The sequence below is a fragment of the Mesorhizobium sp. M1252 genome, assembly GCF_040318265.1.
Taxonomy (GTDB): Bacteria; Pseudomonadota; Alphaproteobacteria; order Rhizobiales; family Rhizobiaceae; genus Mesorhizobium.
Genome location: NZ_JAMYLX010000001.1, coordinates 273,551 through 288,919 on the forward strand (window position 1 = coordinate 273,551; position 15,369 = coordinate 288,919).

The window sequence follows — 15,369 nt, forward strand, 5'->3', positions numbered from 1 at the left end:
CCTCGACCTCCTAGGTCAGCAACTGCCGGCAAATATCGATGAACGTCGCGGCCCAGCCGGCTAAAAGAGCGAAGATGGCGAGCCAGACGAAAAGCAGGAAATGCCAGTACATGGCGCATAATTCGACGCTGAGGCGAAGCCGTTCCGGCCGTGCCCCGTTCCAGGCGCCGGCGGTTGTCCTGCCCAGGCCCACCAGCCCTCCCACTATATGCAGGCCGTGTATCCCGGTTATCAGGTAGAAAAAACTGTTGGCCGGATTGGAGGCCAGAAAATAGCCATCGGCGGTCAGGTCCCGCCATGCCATGAACTGCCCGATGAGGAAGGCGATCGCGGTGAGCCCAGCCGCGGCAAGGCCGAGCCTGACCGTGTCCATCTGGCGCTTGCGCGCCGCGATCGAGGCGCATTGCAGCGCAACGCTGCTCAGCACCAGCATGCCGGTGTTGAGCCAGAGCAGGCGTGGGATGGGCAGCGGCTGCCAGTCCGACAGCGCCATACGCATGAAGTAGGCGCTGGTGAACAGCGCAAACAGGCAGCCGACCACGGCGAGGAAGACACCGAGGCCAATCTTGGCGGTCGGCAGGCTCGATCGGTCGAAGGCGACAAAATCTCCTGCCACACCTTGCTCGAGCCATGGTTTCGCCATCAGCCGCTGATGCGAGAGCCACCAGCCGGCAAAGCCGGCGATCACGAGAAGGAAGACCAGGATGACGCTCATGCCGGCTCCCTGGAGGGGCCGAACGTGCCCGGCATGTTTTGCGGAATGAAGTCCTCCTTGGCGCCCGGCACGCTGTAGTCATAGGCCCAGCGATAGACGATCGGCAGATCCTTGCCGAAATTGCCATGCGCCGGTGGCGTCTGCGGCGTTTGCCATTCGAGTGTCGTGGCTCGCCATGGATTGCCACCGGCCTCGCGCCCATGGCGGATGCTCCAGATAAGATTGAACAGGAAAACGATCTGGGCGAAGCCGACGATAAACGCCATGATGCTGATGAACGAGTTCAGGTGATGCGCCGACTCCGTCATGACCGTCACGTCGGTCAGTTCGGCATAGCGCCGCGGCACGCCCATCAGGCCGATGTAATGCATGGGAAAGAAGATCAGGTAGGCGCCGAGAAATGTGACCCAGAAATGGAACCGGCCGAGCGTCTCGTTCAGCATCCGGCCGGTGACCTTCGGGTACCAGTGGTAGATCGCGCCGAAGATGACGACGATCGGAGCAACACCCATGACCATATGGAAGTGAGCGACGACGAACATCGTGTCCGACAGCGGGACGTCGACGACGACGTTGCCGAGAAACAGCCCGGTCAACCCGCCATTGACGAAGGTGACGATGAAAGCCATGGCAAACAGCATCGGTATGGTGAGATGGATGTCGCCCCGCCACAGCGTCAGCACCCAATTGTAGACCTTGATCGCCGTCGGGATGGCGATGATCAGTGTCGTGGTGGCGAAGAAGAAGCCGAAATAGGGGTGCATGCCGCTGACATACATGTGGTGCGCCCAGACCACGAAGCTCAGCGCGCCGATGCCAACGATGGCCCAGACCATCATCCGGTAGCCAAAAATGTTCTTGCGCGCATGCGTGCTGATCAGATCGGAGACGATGCCGAAGGCCGGCAGCGCCACGATGTAGACTTCCGGGTGGCCGAAGAACCAGAACAGATGCTGGAACAGGATCGGGCTGCCGCCATTGTGCTGTAGCTGTTCCCCCATCTCGACGACCGCGGGCATGAAAAAGGAGGTTCCAAGCGCGCGGTCAAGCAGCATCATCACGCAGGCGACGAACAGCGCCGGAAAGGCGAGCAGCGCCATGACGGTGGCGGTGAAGATGCCCCAGACGGTCAGCGGCAGGCGCATCATCGTCATGCCGCGCGTGCGGGCCTGCAGCACCGTCACGACATAGTTCAGACCGCCCATGGTGAAGCCGATGATGAACAGGATCAGCGAGACGAGCATCAGGATGATGCCCCATTCCTGGCCGCCAGGTGTGCCGGTCATGATGGCTTGCGGCGGATAGAGCGTCCACCCGGCGCCGGTCGGTCCGCCGGGCGCAAAGAAGCTCGACACCAGCACCAGCACGGCAAGGAGGTAGATCCAGTAGCTCAGCATGTTGACATAGGGAAAGACCATGTCGCGGGCTCCGACCATCAGCGGGATCAGGTAGTTGCCGAAGCCGCCGAGGAAGAGTGCCGTGAGCAGGTAGATCACCATGATCATGCCGTGCATGGTGATGAACTGGTAGTAGGCCTCGGGGGTGATGAAATCGAACGTGCCGGGGAAGCCGAGCTGCAGCCGCATCAGCCAGGACAGCACCAGCGCGACCAGGCCGATGGCCGTTGCGGTCGCCGAATACTGGATGGCGATGACCTTGGCGTCCTGCGAGAAGACATACTTCGTCCACCAGCTGTGCGGATGGTAAAGCTCCATTTCCGCGACTTCGGCGGGCGGGACGGCATCTGCAGGCGTGATATCGACCATAGGCGGAGCACCTCCGTGCCCTTCAGCGGGACCCGACAGTTTCGAGTTTTGCCGCAACTTCTAGAGCTGACGCCGTCGCGTTGCCCGGCGCCTGTTCCACCGAGCCCGTCTGCTGCGGCGCCGACAACTGCGCGAACGTCTGCTGCTGGTCGAGCCAGGCCACATAGTCCTGCTCGGTATCGACCATGACGATGCCATGCATCATCGGGTGCCCCTGGCCGCACAGTTCGGCGCACAGAACCTGGAAGGTCCCGGTCTTGGTGGGGGTGAACCAGAAATAGGTGACCGAGCCCGGTATCATGTCCATCTTGGCGCGGAATTCCGGAACGTAGAAATCGTGCAACACATCGATCGAGCGCAGCAGCATCTTGACCGGCTTGCCGACCGGCAGATGCAGGTCGGCCGCTTCGACCACGACGTCGTCCTGGCCGCTGGGATCCTTGGCGATCACGCCCAGCGGATTTTCAGCGGTGACGTCGCGGGTGTCGGATGTGCCGAGTTTGCCGTCCTTGCCGGGCAAGCGGAAGCTCCACTGCCATTGCTGGCCGACGACTTCGACCACGGTTGCGTCGCTTGGAACGTTGACGAACCGGCTCCAGACAAACAGGCCGGGAACCAGCATGGCGGTAACACCCACTCCGGTGACGATCGTCAGCCACCATTCGAGCCGCTTGTTCTCCGGTTCGTAGGCCGCCTGGTTGCCTTCGCGGTGACGGAAGCGGAAAACGCAATAGGCCATGAATAGGACGACTGCGGCGAAGACGACGCCGGTAATCCAAAAGGTGATGATGATGGTGTTGTCGATATAGTCCCAATTCGAGGCAATCGGAGTCCACCACCATGGGCTCAGGAAGTGGAACAACACCGAGCCCACGACGATCAAAACGAGTACAACCACTATGGGCATGTCCCGTTCCTCCCGGTATTTCAGGGGGCGCGAAGCCGTCCCGGGAAAATACCAAGTGCATCATGCGTGATTTGCGATCGAAATTCTAGAGCCGGTTGTGGAAGGAGCGAAAAATTGCTTCTGCGGCGCCCGGACCTTGCTTCGTTGGTGACGCCGGAGCGACACCTGACCCCCCAAATCAGGGAGGGCAGGGGCTGGTTTGATTCGGCTTGCCTTGTTCCAGCGGGATCAAAGCGCCTTGATGATGATGCAGCCGGCCAAAAGCAGCACGACGCCGGCGAGCCGCATGCCGGAGACAAGCCGCTGCGGCAGGCGGAACCAGCCGAAGGTGTCGACGAAGATGCCGGCGACCTGCTGGCCGGCCACCGTCAGGCTGACGGCAGCTGCCGCTCCGATGACGGGGATGGCGGTGAACACGGTCGTGACATAGGTGGCGCCGGCAAAACCTCCGAGCCAGCCCCACCAGGGCATCGACGACAAGCCGGCGAGGCGAGGGCGGGGCGTCTTCGTCAGGGCAAGCGCGATCAGAAGCACCGCGGCCATGGCCAGCATCGCCACCAGGAACGAGATGGTGCCGACCGCAAACGGCGCGCCGCCAAGGTCGTGCCGAAGCAAGGCGTTTACAGCGCCTTGCACCGGAAGCACGGCGCCTGCCAGCAGCGCCAGTCCGATCCACCCTGGTCTTGAGGATGCGGTATTGTCGGCCGCGCCCTTCTGTCCCAGAACGATGAGGGCAGCCCCGGCAAGCAAGACGAGCATGCCGAAGGCAGGCCCGGCTCGCAGTCCGGCTTCGGGGATCCCGAGCCAGCCGAACGTGTCGAGGGCGAAGGATGCAAGCATCTGCCCAGCGATGAAGAGCCCGACGGACACGACGGCGCCAAGGCGAGGGAACAGAAGAATGGTCGAAACAACGTAGAAGGCCGAAGCCATGCCGCCGATCGCATGCCACCATTCGGCTTGCCGAACGGCAAGCAGAGCCGGTGTCGTTCCGGTGAGGGCCGTGATCGACAACAGCACGATGGCGCCGACCGCGAGCTGAAGCGTGGTCGCGGCAAAGGGTGAGCCGACCGCCTTTGAAAGTTGGGCATTGGCGCCGGCTTGCACCGCAAGCAGGCCACCGGCGACAAGCGCCAGAGGGACGAAGAGGATTTCCACGATCGTATTCCTTGAATGCGGGGTGCGGCGGCTAGGGCATGATCCCAAAAAGTGGGTGCCGGTTTTTTGGAAAAGATCATGCTCCAACAAAGGGTTAGGTCATGATGAGATTTCAACCAAATCTCATCATGATCTAAGCGGCAGCCGATGCTTCGGGCAGGGCGGGAACGGCAATGCCTCTGACAACTGCGGAGCGTCGGCCTATGGCGGCATACCAACGCGCCAGGTCTGGCGCGTCATCGAGGCTGAGGCCGAGCCTGGTGACGGCCGCGTTGATCCATGGCCATGTCATCACATCGGCGATGCCGTAGCTTTTGCCGACGATGTGCTCATAGTTCTTGAGCCGGCTATTGAGCACTCGGAAGACGCGTCCGGTTTCGCGCTCAAAACGCTCGATCACATAAGGGATTTTTTCCGGCGCGAAGATTTTGTAATTCCACAATTGGCCAAGCGTCGGGCCGACATGGGCCGCCTGGAACAAGGTCCAGGTCAGCGTATCGTCCGCCTCCTGCGCGCCCACCGGCTGAAGCTTGCCCGACCGTCGCGCCAGGTAGTGTAGGATGGCGCCGGATTCGAAGACCGTGCGGCCGGCGTCCCGGTCGACGATCACCGGGATCTTGTTGTTGGGATTGAGCGCCAGGAAATCAGGCTTGGTCTGGTCGCCCCTTTCGATGTCGACCAAGCGGACCGAGTAGGGCAGGCCGACCTCTTCCAGCATGATCGAGGCCTTGTGCCCGTTGGGTGTCTGGCAGGTGTAGAGTTCTATCGGCGTCATGGCTCTTCTCCGCGACTGTTTCTTTTGTCGTCGGACTCCATATGGCGTGCGTGCATGCGCAGATCGACATGCCGATTCGCCCGCTTGCTCTGCGTTTTTGCACAGCGAAGCGTCATTTTGACTCGCAGAGCGCAGCGCTTTCTTTTATCTTTCTGCAAGAATGCACAGCTCACGCGATATCGACTGGGAAGATCTGCGCATGGTGCTGGCCGTCGCCGATGGCGCTTCGCTGGCGGCGGCGGCTCGGATCCTAGGCGTGAACCACACGACTGTGCTGCGGCGCGTCAACGCCTTCGAGGCGCGGCTGGGTATCCGCCTTTTCGATCGGCTGCCGACTGGCTATGCCCTCACCGCGGGCGGCGAGGAACTGCTGGGCGCGGCACGCACAATGGCCGAGACGGTCAATGAACTGGCGCGCAAACTGTCGGGGCAGGATCTCAGGTTCGAAGGCAGGTTGCGGGTCACCACCACCGATACGCTGATGGCATCGGTGCTGCCGCCGATCCTGGCGGCGTTTCATAAGCTCCATCCCGGCATACGGGTCGAGGCGATGACGCAGAATTCCATCGCCAACCTGACGCAAAGGGATGCAGACGTGGCGATCAGGCCGGTGTCGCAACCGCAGGAAATCCTGGTCGGCCGGCGCATTTCGGGCGTCGCCTTCGCCGCCTACGCGACACGTTCCTATGCCGAAACGCTACCCCCGGAGCCGAGACTGGGTGCGCTGCGCTGGATCGCGCCCGACGACAGCCTGGCCAACACCGGCGTCGCCCGCTGGATGCGGTCGTCGCTGCCCGATGTCGAGATCGCCATACGCGCCGATTCCCTGGTGACGATGTCGCATGCGGCGGGCGCCGGAATCGGGGTTGCGGCGCTGCCCTGTTATCTCGGCGACAGCCTGCCCGGGCTTGTAAGGGTCGGAGGGCTGATCGAGGAGATCGGCTCGGCGCTGTGGGTGCTGGTGCACGACGATTTGCGCCGCACGGCGCGCGTCCACGCCTTCACCAAATTCGTCTCCGGCGAATTGCAGCAGCGGCGCGACCTTCTTGAGGGCAGGCTCGGCGCCGGAGCTTGAGACGCACGCCAGCTGACGCTGGGGTTCAACTCCGCAACAGGTTCCCAAGCTCGGCAACCGTCATCACGCGCCCGAACACCTTGCCTATGATGTCGAGGGTTGCATTGTGCGATGCCTCGTCCAGTCCGCCATTGGCGTCGCTGATGAAAGCCACCTTGTAGTCGCGCATGAAGGCGCTCCGCGCGGTGGATTCGCAGCAGATGCTGGTCACGGTGCCGATGATGATCACCGTGTCGACCCGGCCTGCGCCACGGATGTTGCGCAACACGGTCTCGAGCTGCGTGTTGTGGAAGGCATCGTAGCGGTGCTTCTTGATGACGACATCCCCAGGCAAGGGCGCAAGCGAGGCGACGATTTCGGCGCCGGCGCTGCCTTCCCGCATTCCTTTGGTTTTCAGCTTCGGCTGATAGCCGGTTTCCAGCGGCGAGATATCGAAATGGTCGCTGAGCACATGCTGGGTGTAGATAACCGGGACGCCTTGCGCGCGGCAAAGCTCGACCACCTGCCGCATCGCCGGAATGCGATGGCGGGCCATGGCCACTTCCATGACGGCGCCCTCATCGACAAAGTCGCTTTGCATGTCGATGACCAGGAGGGCTGCGCGTTGCTTGTCGAACGGCCATGGTTCGTCGCCGGGCTGGGGCATTGCGTGTTTCCTGTTTCCGACGTTGATCAGGTGAGCAGCAGGCTCTTCATCGAGACATCGCAATTCCTGCCGATGACGATGTGATCGTGGATGGATGGAGAGATCAAGGTCGTGGCAATCTCGCAGCGAGCTCCGGGATTGGTTTGGGCGACTTGACGCGTCCTCGCTTGGCCTACGGGTCGATGACCGCGATCGCATCGATCTCTATCAGGTAGCCGGGAGACATCACCGCTATCCCGACCACCACGTTTGCTGGCTTGTGATCGCCGAACAGCTCGATCTGGGCCGCTTCGATGATCGGCACGTGTTCGTCGCGTTTGTAATCGACGATGTAGATCGTGATCTTGCAGACTTGCTCGGGCCGAGCGCCGGCGGCAGCAAGCGCTCGGCCGAGATTCCCGAACGCCAGGCGCGCCTGGACTGCGAAATCACCATGGCCAACGAGCTTGCCGTGTATGTCTTCTGGCTGCTGGCCCGAGACGAACACCAGCTTGCTTCCTGTCGCAACGACGACCTGGGAGTACATTTCCGGAATCGGCAGATCATTTGGATTTATGCATTCGAGCGTCATTGAATAGATCTCCTGCAATGGCTGACGGGAACTGGCTGCTTCGTATTCGCGAGTCTACGACATTGTCGCCGAAGCGGGCGCTTCCGTCGCAATATCACTTCTACACCGCAAGCGTGGGCGTTTGAGCCAAGCCGGAATGTTGCTGATTGGCTCGCGAGCGGTGGCGTTTGGGATGACGGCACCGGCGCCCATCAGGCTCAGATCAGCAGCAGGCCCTTCATCGAGGCGTTGCCTTTCTTGCCGATGATGATGTGGTCGTGGACGGCGATGCCGAGCGGCTTGGCGCTGTCGATGATCTGCTTGGTCATTTCGATGTCCGCACGCGATGGTGTCGGATCACCTGATGGGTGATTATGCACCAGGATGACGGCGCTGGCCGACAGTTCGAGCGCGCGCTTGATCACTTCGCGCGGATAGACCGGCGTGTGGTCCACGGTGCCGACCTGCTGTACCTCGTCGGCGATCAGCACGTTCTTCTTGTCGAGGAACAGGATGCGGAAATGTTCGCGGTTCTCGAACGCCATCGCCGAGCGGCAGTACGCAAGAAGCTGCGTCCAGTTGGACAGCACCTCGCGGTCGCGAACCTCGGTCCGCGCCATGCGCTGCGCGGCAGCGGCAATCACCTTCAGGTCGACCGCCACGGCGGGGCCGATGCCCTTCACCTCCTGCAGCAGCGCCACCGGTGCGCCAAGCACTTCGCCAAAAGTGCCGAAGCGCGCCAAGAGCGCCTTGGCGATCGGCTTGGTGTCGACGCGCGGGATCAGGCGAAACAGCAGCAGTTCGAGAAGTTCGTAGTCGGGCAGGACGTCTGCGCCGCCGGCAACGAAGCGCTCGCGCAAACGGTCGCGATGGCCGTGATAGTGTGGCTTCTCCGTCGATTTGTCTCTTGGTGCCTTGTCCTTCGCCGGTGGTTCAAGCCACCGCTCGGAGAAGAACCCCCGTTCGTCGTCGCCACTCTTCCCCATCGACCCCACACACTCCCCGAAGGCTTCGACGGCAGATTAGAGCGGTAAGCAGCGCGCGGTCGAGTTTTTTCGGCGACGGCGCCTCAAAGCCGCGGCTTGAGGCGATCTTGTTTTCAGCTGACCGCCGGCAGGCCGGGGCGGTCGAGCTTGTTTGGCGACAGGGTGAAAATCTCGCAGCCAGTTTCGGTGACGCCTATCGTGTGTTCGTACTGCGCCGACAGCGAGCGGTCGCGCGTCACCGCCGTCCAGCCGTCCGACAGCACTTTCACATGCGGCCGGCCAAGATTGATCATGGGCTCGATGGTGAAGATCATGCCCGGCCGCATCTCGACGCCTTCCGAGGCGGTGCCATAGTGCAGGATGTTGGGTGCGTCGTGGAACAACTGGCCAACGCCGTGGCCGCAGAAATCGCGCACCACCGAGCAGCGCTCTGCCTCGGCATAGGTCTGGATGGCGGCGCCGATGGCGCCGGTGCGGGCGCCGGGCCGGACCGCCGCGATTCCGCGCATCAGGCACTCATGAGTGACTTCAAGCAGGCGTTCGGCGGCGCGCTTGATGGTGCCGACGGGATACATGCGCGAGGAATCGCCGTGCCAGCCGTCGAGGATGTAGGTGACGTCGATGTTGACGATATCCCCGTCCTTCAACGGCTTGCTGTCTGGAATGCCGTGGCAAACGACGTGGTTGATCGAGGTGCAGGACGATTTGGTGTAGCCGCGGTAGTTGAGCGTCGCCGGTAGCGCGCCTTGGTCCATGCCGAATTCGAAGACGAAACGGTCGATGGTCTCGGTGGTGACACCCGGCTGGACCATCGGCACCAGTTCATCAAGGCAGCGCGCGGTGAGATCGCAGGCCTTGCGCATGCCGGCAAATCCTTTTTCGCCGTAGAGGCGGATCTGGCCGGTATTCCTGAGGGGTGCCGTGGCGGCGTCGAGATAGGTGACCATAGTGTCCGTTTGCCTGTAAGCGGGCGGCGCATATCAGCCCGTTAGAAAATTTCCTCAGATTTGGCACTGCAAGCCGCAAGGTTCAAGGAAGAACTGCCGGCAATGGACTGATACTGGCGATATTCCTGGCTTGCGCGGCCGCTCAGATGACATCCAGGTGCGCGATCTCCTCCGAATGCCGAGATCGCACTGACGACACATTTTCGCGCGCAAAAGCAGCCAAAGCAACTTTTGACGACGAACGGCGTTGCTGTGGTCGACGCCAGTTCGGGAGATATAGAATGGACAGATTGCAATTCGAGGTGCCGGTGCGCATCGCGCCCGCGCCCGGGCTGCCGGTAGAGGAAATATACAGCGTCGAACAGGCGCTGGATATCCTGCATGACTGGCCAAAGAAGCGACAGGGCAAGGTCTATGAAGCGGCGTTCAATGCCTGCTTCGGGGCCACGGTGGATGTGGTCAAGACTGAGGACGCCTGGCGCGCCTTCATGGCGTTTTGCCGGGTCAGTGGCCTGCTGGCCAGGGATATGATGGTTACGGCCAAGCGCGCCGGCGAAGCGAGGGGCCTGAGGGTCTAGAGTTCTGCTTGGCCTGGAGGCCGGCCAACCGACTCGTTCCAATCGGCGCGGACTCCGCGGCGTTAAGGTTCCGTTTCCGACTTCACAGCTAGGCATGAGCCATAGAGCAGCGTCTGATTCGTTGCGTCGGTTTCATGGTGCAGAACATGTCTTCAGCCAATGTGCGTACCTTCCCGCTAGATCGGCAGACCGTGCTGGTGCGCGAGGTCGCCGCAAGGCTGGGCAGACTGCACGGCGACACGGCCACGTCGTTCTGGAAGGCCACGGCGCGCGAACTCCTCGACAAGGCGGTCGCAGTCGGCAGCGATGCAGCTTCGGCGGCCAACGATGTCCGCCGGTTTTTTGCCGCGGTCCAGGACGAGATGAATTTCAAGGCGGACGATGCCGCACCAGGGCAGCGCCGGACGCGCACCCGCCCCTAGCCTCAAAACACACGCGCTCATCATTGTGTGGCCAACCGTGGACCGGTCTTGGCGTCGACGGATCTCGGGTCCTACGCTGTCGATTGTGCCGTCCCAGCCACGGCGAGCGCCTTGTTGAACGCGAGACAGGCGATGAAATACTGGTCGCGCTCGGCCCTGGCGACGTCGGTCATCGCCAAGGAAATCGTCGAGCGCTATGGCGGGACCATCACGCCGGAGACCTGCCTGACGGCCGCCTTTGCAAACAGTGGGTTTCAAGGCGGCTTAGCGCAAGGCGTCGGCCTCTCGGCGATCCCTGTGCCGACCCGATCCGAATCGGCTATGCCTGCGCGATGCAGGAAACGTCTCTCTACATCCCGGTGAAGCGGTTTCTCGAGAGCCTGGAATTCACGGTCAAGGGCGAAGTCGGGCACTGCGATATCGTGGCGGTGCGCGACGGCGAGCCGCCTGTGCTGGTCATCTGCGAACTGAAATTGCAGTTCAACCTCGAACTGGTGCTGCAAGGTGTCGATCGCGCCGCGGCATGCGACGAAGTGTGGCTGGCCGCGCGCATGTCGGCGCGTGGCAAAGGCCGCGAGCACGACCGCCGTTTTCGCGCGCTGTGCCGGCGGCTCGGCTTCGGGCTTCTGGCTGTCAGCGGCAAGGGGGAGGTCGAATTGCTGCTCAGCCCGGCCGCTTTGCCGCCGCGTCGCGATCCAAAGCGGCGCTCGCGGCTGATGGAGGAACACCGGCGCCGGCGCGGCGATCCGGTGGTCGGCGGCGGTTCGCGCGCGCCGATCATGACCGCCTACCGGCAGGATGCGCTGGCCTGCGCCGCAGCCATGACCGACGGGCCGAAACGCCCGCGCGATCTGAAAGCGATTTCGCCGCGCGCGGCCAGCATCCTCTTGGACAATGTCTATGGCTGGTTCGCCAGGGCCGAGCGCGGCGTCTACGCGCTGACCGAGGGTGGCCACGCGGCGTTACAGCGCTGGCCGCAGGTAGCGCACGACCAGGGGTGAGTGGCCGGAGATTGCCGCGAGCAGGCGCCGAGGGAAACAGCCGCTGTTCGCCGTTTCAAGCGATTCGCCGCGCCACCGTTCCAGCCGCCGCTAGTTCGGCGGCTGCCGCGAGGCTTCTTGTTTTCCTCAAAGATCTGGTACGCCCAAGGGGAATCGAACCCCTGTTACCGCCGTGAAAGGGCGGTGTCCTAACCGCTAGACGATGGGCGCGCTCAGACGAAGCGGCTTATAATTGCGTTGTTGCCAACCGGCAACCCATCAGCCGCCAGATGCGGAAACTTTTTTCAAGAGGGGCGAAAACGGCCAGTTTGGTGAGCCAGCCCAGGTTTTCTGCCCTCGCGTCATTGCACATCTTTGGACGAACGCGCCGCGCAGTCGTCATCCTCGCGTCTGCGCTGCGCTCCTTGCTTCGCCATAGGATGACGAAGTCGCGGGTGCCTCGGCTAATCTCGAACGTCGCTGATAGCTAATCGGAAAAAACGGCGGGCTGCTAACAGCCCCTCGGCCCGTTTGCCGAATGGGGATGCTACCCCCGCCGGCGGCAGCGCCAATTCCAGTCGCGCTCGGGGCCGACGTCGACGTGAACGGATTCGGTATGGCAGTAGGTGCCGACGCCGCCGCGGCCGGGCATGGTTCGGATGTAGCTCGCCAGTTCCCATTTGGAGACGCCGGGAACCTGGATGTCGGCGGCGGCGCAATACATGTGCAGCGAATTCTTGGCGCCGTTGGCGCGGCGGTTGCGGGCCGGGTCGCGGTAGCCTGATGTGACCATCATCTTGCGGCCGTAATGGCCTTCGATGGTCTTCAGCACCCGCACCAGCGACGGCTTCAGGCAGGCGACGTCGACGCTCTCGTTTTGCTTCAACAGGCCGTTGGGCGCCAGCCGGGCGAGGCCGGCGGCGGAAGCCACCTGATAGGCGCCGCCCGAACCCTCGTCCTCGTTCAGGTCGACGTCGCTTTCATCGTCGAGGCCGGATTTGCGCTTGATCTCGAACAGCGCCGTCTGGCGCACGCCGGGCAGCGCATCGCTGCCGGTGATGTGGTTGCTCTCGTTGCCAAACGAGGCAAGCTGCAAGGGCTTGTCGGCCGAACTGGCTGAGGCCAACGTGATGATCGGCTTTGCCGGGGCGGCCTTCTGGGCAGCAACCGCAGGCTGTTCGCCCGAGCGCGAGTTGACCAGCGGAGCAGGTGCCGCCGAGGTTGGCGTGGTGCTGAACAGTGAGGCCAGGAAGCCCTTCTTCGGCGTGTCGATCTGCTGGGGCGCGGCGGTCACGTAGACCTCGTTGGTCGCGGGTGCCGCTGCCGTCGCTTTCGGTGCGGTCACGCCGGCATCGGCGGCGGCGATCTTCTGCGCCACGGCGTCCGTTGCGGCCGCGGTCTGTGCTGACTGCTGCAGCGACTGCGGCGTCTGGCCGACAATGGTTTCGGAGCCGGCGGGAACATTGACCGGGAAGCCGGTGCCGGGCTTGGCCACCGGCACATAGGCGACCTGCTCGGGCAGTGTCGCATCGCCCGCTGCCGTCATCATCATCTGCGGCCCGGTGGATGTGACCTGCACGGTCGAATCGCCCGGCGCCGCAGGGCTGGCGCCGGAAGCCGCGGAGATGTCAGAAGCGGTCGCGTTGTAGCCAGGCATGCCGACGGACATTGTGGGGTCGCCAGCGGAGGTGCAGGACGCCAGAAGCACGGAGAAAAGCGCTGCCGCTATAGTGCGACCTTCTCTCCCCGCGAGACGCGATCCTACTGATTTCAAAACTAAATTCCCCCTCGGTGTCCGGTCGGCCTGCTATTGGTGCGGCGTCGAAACGTTCACATCCAATAACCTTGTGTTCCCAAACCGGAAACGAGACTTGTGTCAATTCTGCAAGCCTCTGAATTATTTGCTCGTTGGAGGCCAATTGAGGCTTCTTGAAGGTTGACGACACCATTTCGCCCCGTTTTGCCGGCTCGTCAACTCACCAGACATTACATTCCGTTACACACAGGCACCTGCAAAAGGTGCCGGCCGTTACACACGCACCTTCACATAGGTGCCGGGGGCATCACCCAGGGTTTTCATGTGCTTGCCGGGTTTGCGGGCCGGAACGAGGGTGTCGTCCTGGGTCTCGATCCAGTGCTGCCAATGCGTCCACCAGGAGCCGGGATGCTCCACCGCGGAGGCGAGCCACTGGTCAAAATCGCCTGTCGGCTTGCCGCCGGTCCAGTACTGGTATTTCTTGGCTGCCGGCGGGTTGACGACACCGGCAATGTGGCCGGAACCAGCCATCACAAACTCGACGTCACCGCCGAAATATCGCGAGCCGAGAAACACGGAAAGGGCCGGCGCGATGTGATCTTCCTTCGACGCCAGGTTGTAAACCGGGATGGTGACGTCGGCCAGCGACAAAGTGCGGCCGGCGAGTTCCATCACGCCACGCGTCAGATTGTTCTCGAGATAACAGTTGCGCAGGTAGAAGGAGTGGTTGGCGGCCGCCATGCGGGTGGAATCGGCGTTCCAGTAGAGCAGGTCGAAGGGAAGGGGATCCTTGCCGCGCATGTAATTGTTGATGACATAAGGCCAGATCAGGTCGCCCGAGCGCAGCATGTTGAAGGCGGTCGCCATCTTGGTGCCGTCGAGGTAGCCCTTTTCGTTCATCGATTTCTCGACCGCTGCCACCTGGTCCTCGTCGACGAAGACTTTCAGGTCGCCGGCATGGGTGAAGTCGACCTGCGTGGTGAAGAAGGTCGCCGATTTGATGCGGTTGTCGCCTTCCTGTGCCAGCAGTGCGAGTGCGGCCGCCAGCAGCGTGCCGCCGACGCAATAGCCGATGGCGTTGACCTCTTTCTCGCCGGTCGCCTTCTCGATCGTGTCGAGGCCGTATTGCAGGCCCTCCCGTATGTAAGCTTCCCAGCCCTTGGCGCCGTGCCGCTCGTCGGGATTGATCCAGGAGATGACGAACACGGTATGGCCTTGCTCGATCGCCCAGCGGATGAAGGACTTTTGCGGGTTGAGATCGAGGATGTAGAACTTGTTGATCCAGGGCGGGCAGATCAGCAGCGGGCGCTTGAGCACCGTCTCCGTCGTCGGATCGTACTGGATGATTTCGGCGACATCGCTGCGGCCGACCACCTTGCCGGGAGATGTCGCGACGTTCTTGCCGATCTCGAAGGGCGAATAGTCAGCTTGTCTCAGCTTCAGGTCGCCCTTGCCGGCGGCGATGTCTTCGGCCAGCATCTTCATGCCGCGCACCAGGTTTTCGCCATTCGAGGCGACGGTTTCTCGAAACAGCTCCGGATTGGTCAGGATGAAGTTCGACGGCGAGATGGCATTGGACACCTGCTTGACGTAGAAGCTCGCCTTGTGGCGGGTGTGGTCGTCGAGGCCTTCGGCGTGCTCGACCAGGTCGGCCGCCCAGCGCGAGGTGACGAGATAGGCCTGTTTGAGGAAATCGAAGAAAGCGTTGCGACCCCATTCGGGGTCTTGAAAACGCTTGTCGCCGCGCTCGGGCTTGACCGCATCGTCCGGCGCTTCGGCATTAGGGCTAACCTTCTGGATGGCGTTGCCCCAGACCGTCATGTAGCCGGCGAACAGTCGCGTCTGCGCTTCCAGCGCGCGTTGCGGGTCGGCCAGCCAATATTCGCTGAGCTTGGAAAAGGTTTTGACCATGTCGACCACGGGTTCGGCGACATGATCGCGCACCTCGCCTTTTTCGCGCGGCTCGGCCCAGGCCGAGGCGGCTTTGCCGGCCTGTTCGACCATGCGCGCCATGTTCAACGCGAAGCGTTCCGGGTCTTTCACCAGATATTGCTCGACGGTCGAAGATTGATCATCGTCCGCTTTGCTCGAATCAGGTGTTTTGGACATGG

15 protein-coding genes and 1 tRNA gene are annotated in these 15,369 nt (G+C 62.4%); 4 read left to right on the top strand and 12 right to left on the bottom strand.

The genetic code is table 11. The features are described 5' to 3' along the window. Window positions 1-10: 10 nt before the first annotated feature. The 5 genes from NKH22_RS01350 to NKH22_RS01370 form a co-directional block, all read right to left on the bottom strand. On the bottom strand, window positions 11-715 hold the full coding sequence (locus NKH22_RS01350; protein WP_352908818.1) for a cytochrome c oxidase subunit 3: 705 nt from the start codon (window positions 713-715) through the stop codon (window positions 11-13). Next, window positions 712-2,481: a cytochrome c oxidase subunit I gene (gene ctaD, locus NKH22_RS01355; RefSeq protein WP_023681631.1), complete on the bottom strand. Its 1,770-nt coding sequence runs from the start codon at window positions 2,479-2,481 to the stop codon at window positions 712-714. The genes NKH22_RS01350 and ctaD overlap by 4 nt, the downstream gene beginning before the upstream one ends. Window positions 2,482-2,503: 22 nt before the next feature. Then, on the bottom strand, window positions 2,504-3,388 hold the full coding sequence (locus NKH22_RS01360; RefSeq protein WP_023667661.1) for a cytochrome c oxidase subunit II: 885 nt from the start codon (window positions 3,386-3,388) through the stop codon (window positions 2,504-2,506). Between the two features lie 228 nt (window positions 3,389-3,616). Next, window positions 3,617-4,543 carry a DMT family transporter gene (locus tag NKH22_RS01365; protein WP_023667660.1) on the bottom strand — a complete coding sequence of 309 codons (927 nt, stop codon included), beginning with the start codon at window positions 4,541-4,543 and terminating at the stop codon, window positions 3,617-3,619. Window positions 4,544-4,676: 133 nt separating this feature from the next. Further along, window positions 4,677-5,318 carry a glutathione S-transferase family protein gene (locus NKH22_RS01370; RefSeq protein ID WP_027050354.1) on the bottom strand — a complete coding sequence of 214 codons (642 nt, stop codon included), beginning with the start codon at window positions 5,316-5,318 and terminating at the stop codon, window positions 4,677-4,679. A 160-nt stretch (window positions 5,319-5,478) separates the two neighbouring features. Between NKH22_RS01370 and NKH22_RS01375 the strand changes: the two genes are divergently transcribed. Then, window positions 5,479-6,393 (top strand): LysR family transcriptional regulator, encoded by a 915-nt coding sequence (locus tag NKH22_RS01375; RefSeq protein ID WP_023701662.1) that lies wholly within the window; start codon window positions 5,479-5,481, stop codon window positions 6,391-6,393. 25 nt (window positions 6,394-6,418) lie between these two features. On the opposite strand, the gene NKH22_RS01380 is transcribed toward NKH22_RS01375, so the two are convergent. The 4 genes from NKH22_RS01380 to map all read right to left on the bottom strand — a co-directional run bounded on the left by NKH22_RS01380 (window position 6,419) and on the right by map (window position 9,522). Further along, window positions 6,419-7,039 carry an isochorismatase family protein gene (locus NKH22_RS01380; RefSeq protein ID WP_023821429.1) on the bottom strand — a complete coding sequence of 207 codons (621 nt, stop codon included), beginning with the start codon at window positions 7,037-7,039 and terminating at the stop codon, window positions 6,419-6,421. A 172-nt stretch (window positions 7,040-7,211) separates the two neighbouring features. Beyond that, entirely contained in the window at window positions 7,212-7,610 is a 399-nt protein-coding gene (locus NKH22_RS01385; protein WP_023681625.1) for a RidA family protein, read from the bottom strand. 197 nt (window positions 7,611-7,807) lie between these two features. Continuing rightward, window positions 7,808-8,575, bottom strand: coding sequence for a RadC family protein (gene radC / locus NKH22_RS01390; RefSeq protein ID WP_023821428.1), 768 nt, complete (start codon window positions 8,573-8,575; stop codon window positions 7,808-7,810). Between the two features lie 113 nt (window positions 8,576-8,688). Beyond that, on the bottom strand, window positions 8,689-9,522 hold the full coding sequence (gene map, locus NKH22_RS01395; RefSeq protein WP_352668715.1) for a type I methionyl aminopeptidase: 834 nt from the start codon (window positions 9,520-9,522) through the stop codon (window positions 8,689-8,691). A 281-nt stretch (window positions 9,523-9,803) separates the two neighbouring features. On the opposite strand from map, the gene NKH22_RS01400 reads away from it, so the two are divergent. From NKH22_RS01400 to NKH22_RS01410, 3 genes are all read left to right on the top strand, one after another. Next, window positions 9,804-10,100: a DUF982 domain-containing protein gene (locus NKH22_RS01400; RefSeq protein WP_023667653.1), complete on the top strand. Its 297-nt coding sequence runs from the start codon at window positions 9,804-9,806 to the stop codon at window positions 10,098-10,100. A gap of 146 nt (window positions 10,101-10,246) precedes the next feature. Then, entirely contained in the window at window positions 10,247-10,522 is a 276-nt protein-coding gene (locus NKH22_RS01405) for a DUF6074 family protein (protein ID WP_352908820.1), read from the top strand. 332 nt (window positions 10,523-10,854) lie between these two features. Further along, window positions 10,855-11,523: a DUF2161 domain-containing phosphodiesterase gene (locus tag NKH22_RS01410; protein WP_023688243.1), complete on the top strand. Its 669-nt coding sequence runs from the start codon at window positions 10,855-10,857 to the stop codon at window positions 11,521-11,523. 135 nt (window positions 11,524-11,658) lie between these two features. On the opposite strand, the gene NKH22_RS01415 is transcribed toward NKH22_RS01410, so the two are convergent. The 3 genes from NKH22_RS01415 to phaC all read right to left on the bottom strand — a co-directional run bounded on the left by NKH22_RS01415 (window position 11,659) and on the right by phaC (window position 15,367). Continuing rightward, window positions 11,659-11,733 (bottom strand) — tRNA-Glu (locus NKH22_RS01415). 316 nt (window positions 11,734-12,049) lie between these two features. After that, the gene (locus tag NKH22_RS01420) at window positions 12,050-13,171 is read right to left on the bottom strand and encodes a YcbK family protein (RefSeq protein WP_245260575.1); all 1,122 of its coding nucleotides are present in this window, start codon (window positions 13,169-13,171) and stop codon (window positions 12,050-12,052) included. Window positions 13,172-13,531: 360 nt separating this feature from the next. Then, a complete protein-coding gene (gene phaC, locus NKH22_RS01425) occupies window positions 13,532-15,367 on the bottom strand; it encodes a class I poly(R)-hydroxyalkanoic acid synthase (protein WP_023821424.1) in 1,836 nt (611 codons plus the stop codon). Between the last annotated feature and the right edge of the window lie 2 nt (window positions 15,368-15,369).

Excerpts from the sequence above, each read along its gene's own strand:
- NKH22_RS01385 (WP_023681625.1), bottom strand. The coding sequence starts at position 7,610 with ATGACGCTCGAATGCATAAATCCAAATGATCTGCCGATTCCGGAAATG.
- NKH22_RS01370 (WP_027050354.1), bottom strand. The coding sequence starts at position 5,318 with ATGACGCCGATAGAACTCTACACCTGCCAGACACCCAACGGGCACAAG.
- radC (WP_023821428.1), bottom strand. The coding sequence starts at position 8,575 with ATGGGGAAGAGTGGCGACGACGAACGGGGGTTCTTCTCCGAGCGGTGG.
- ctaD (WP_023681631.1), bottom strand. The coding sequence starts at position 2,481 with ATGGTCGATATCACGCCTGCAGATGCCGTCCCGCCCGCCGAAGTCGCG.
- NKH22_RS01375 (WP_023701662.1), top strand. The coding sequence starts at position 5,479 with ATGCACAGCTCACGCGATATCGACTGGGAAGATCTGCGCATGGTGCTG.
- NKH22_RS01400 (WP_023667653.1), top strand. The coding sequence starts at position 9,804 with ATGGACAGATTGCAATTCGAGGTGCCGGTGCGCATCGCGCCCGCGCCC.
- NKH22_RS01350 (WP_352908818.1), bottom strand. The coding sequence starts at position 715 with ATGAGCGTCATCCTGGTCTTCCTTCTCGTGATCGCCGGCTTTGCCGGC.
- map (WP_352668715.1), bottom strand. The coding sequence starts at position 9,522 with ATGGTCACCTATCTCGACGCCGCCACGGCACCCCTCAGGAATACCGGC.
- NKH22_RS01420 (WP_245260575.1), bottom strand. The coding sequence starts at position 13,171 with ATGTCCGTCGGCATGCCTGGCTACAACGCGACCGCTTCTGACATCTCC.
- phaC (WP_023821424.1), bottom strand. The coding sequence starts at position 15,367 with ATGTCCAAAACACCTGATTCGAGCAAAGCGGACGATGATCAATCTTCG.
- NKH22_RS01360 (WP_023667661.1), bottom strand. The coding sequence starts at position 3,388 with ATGCCCATAGTGGTTGTACTCGTTTTGATCGTCGTGGGCTCGGTGTTG.
- NKH22_RS01405 (WP_352908820.1), top strand. The coding sequence starts at position 10,247 with ATGTCTTCAGCCAATGTGCGTACCTTCCCGCTAGATCGGCAGACCGTG.
- NKH22_RS01380 (WP_023821429.1), bottom strand. The coding sequence starts at position 7,039 with ATGCCCCAGCCCGGCGACGAACCATGGCCGTTCGACAAGCAACGCGCA.
- NKH22_RS01410 (WP_023688243.1), top strand. The coding sequence starts at position 10,855 with ATGCAGGAAACGTCTCTCTACATCCCGGTGAAGCGGTTTCTCGAGAGC.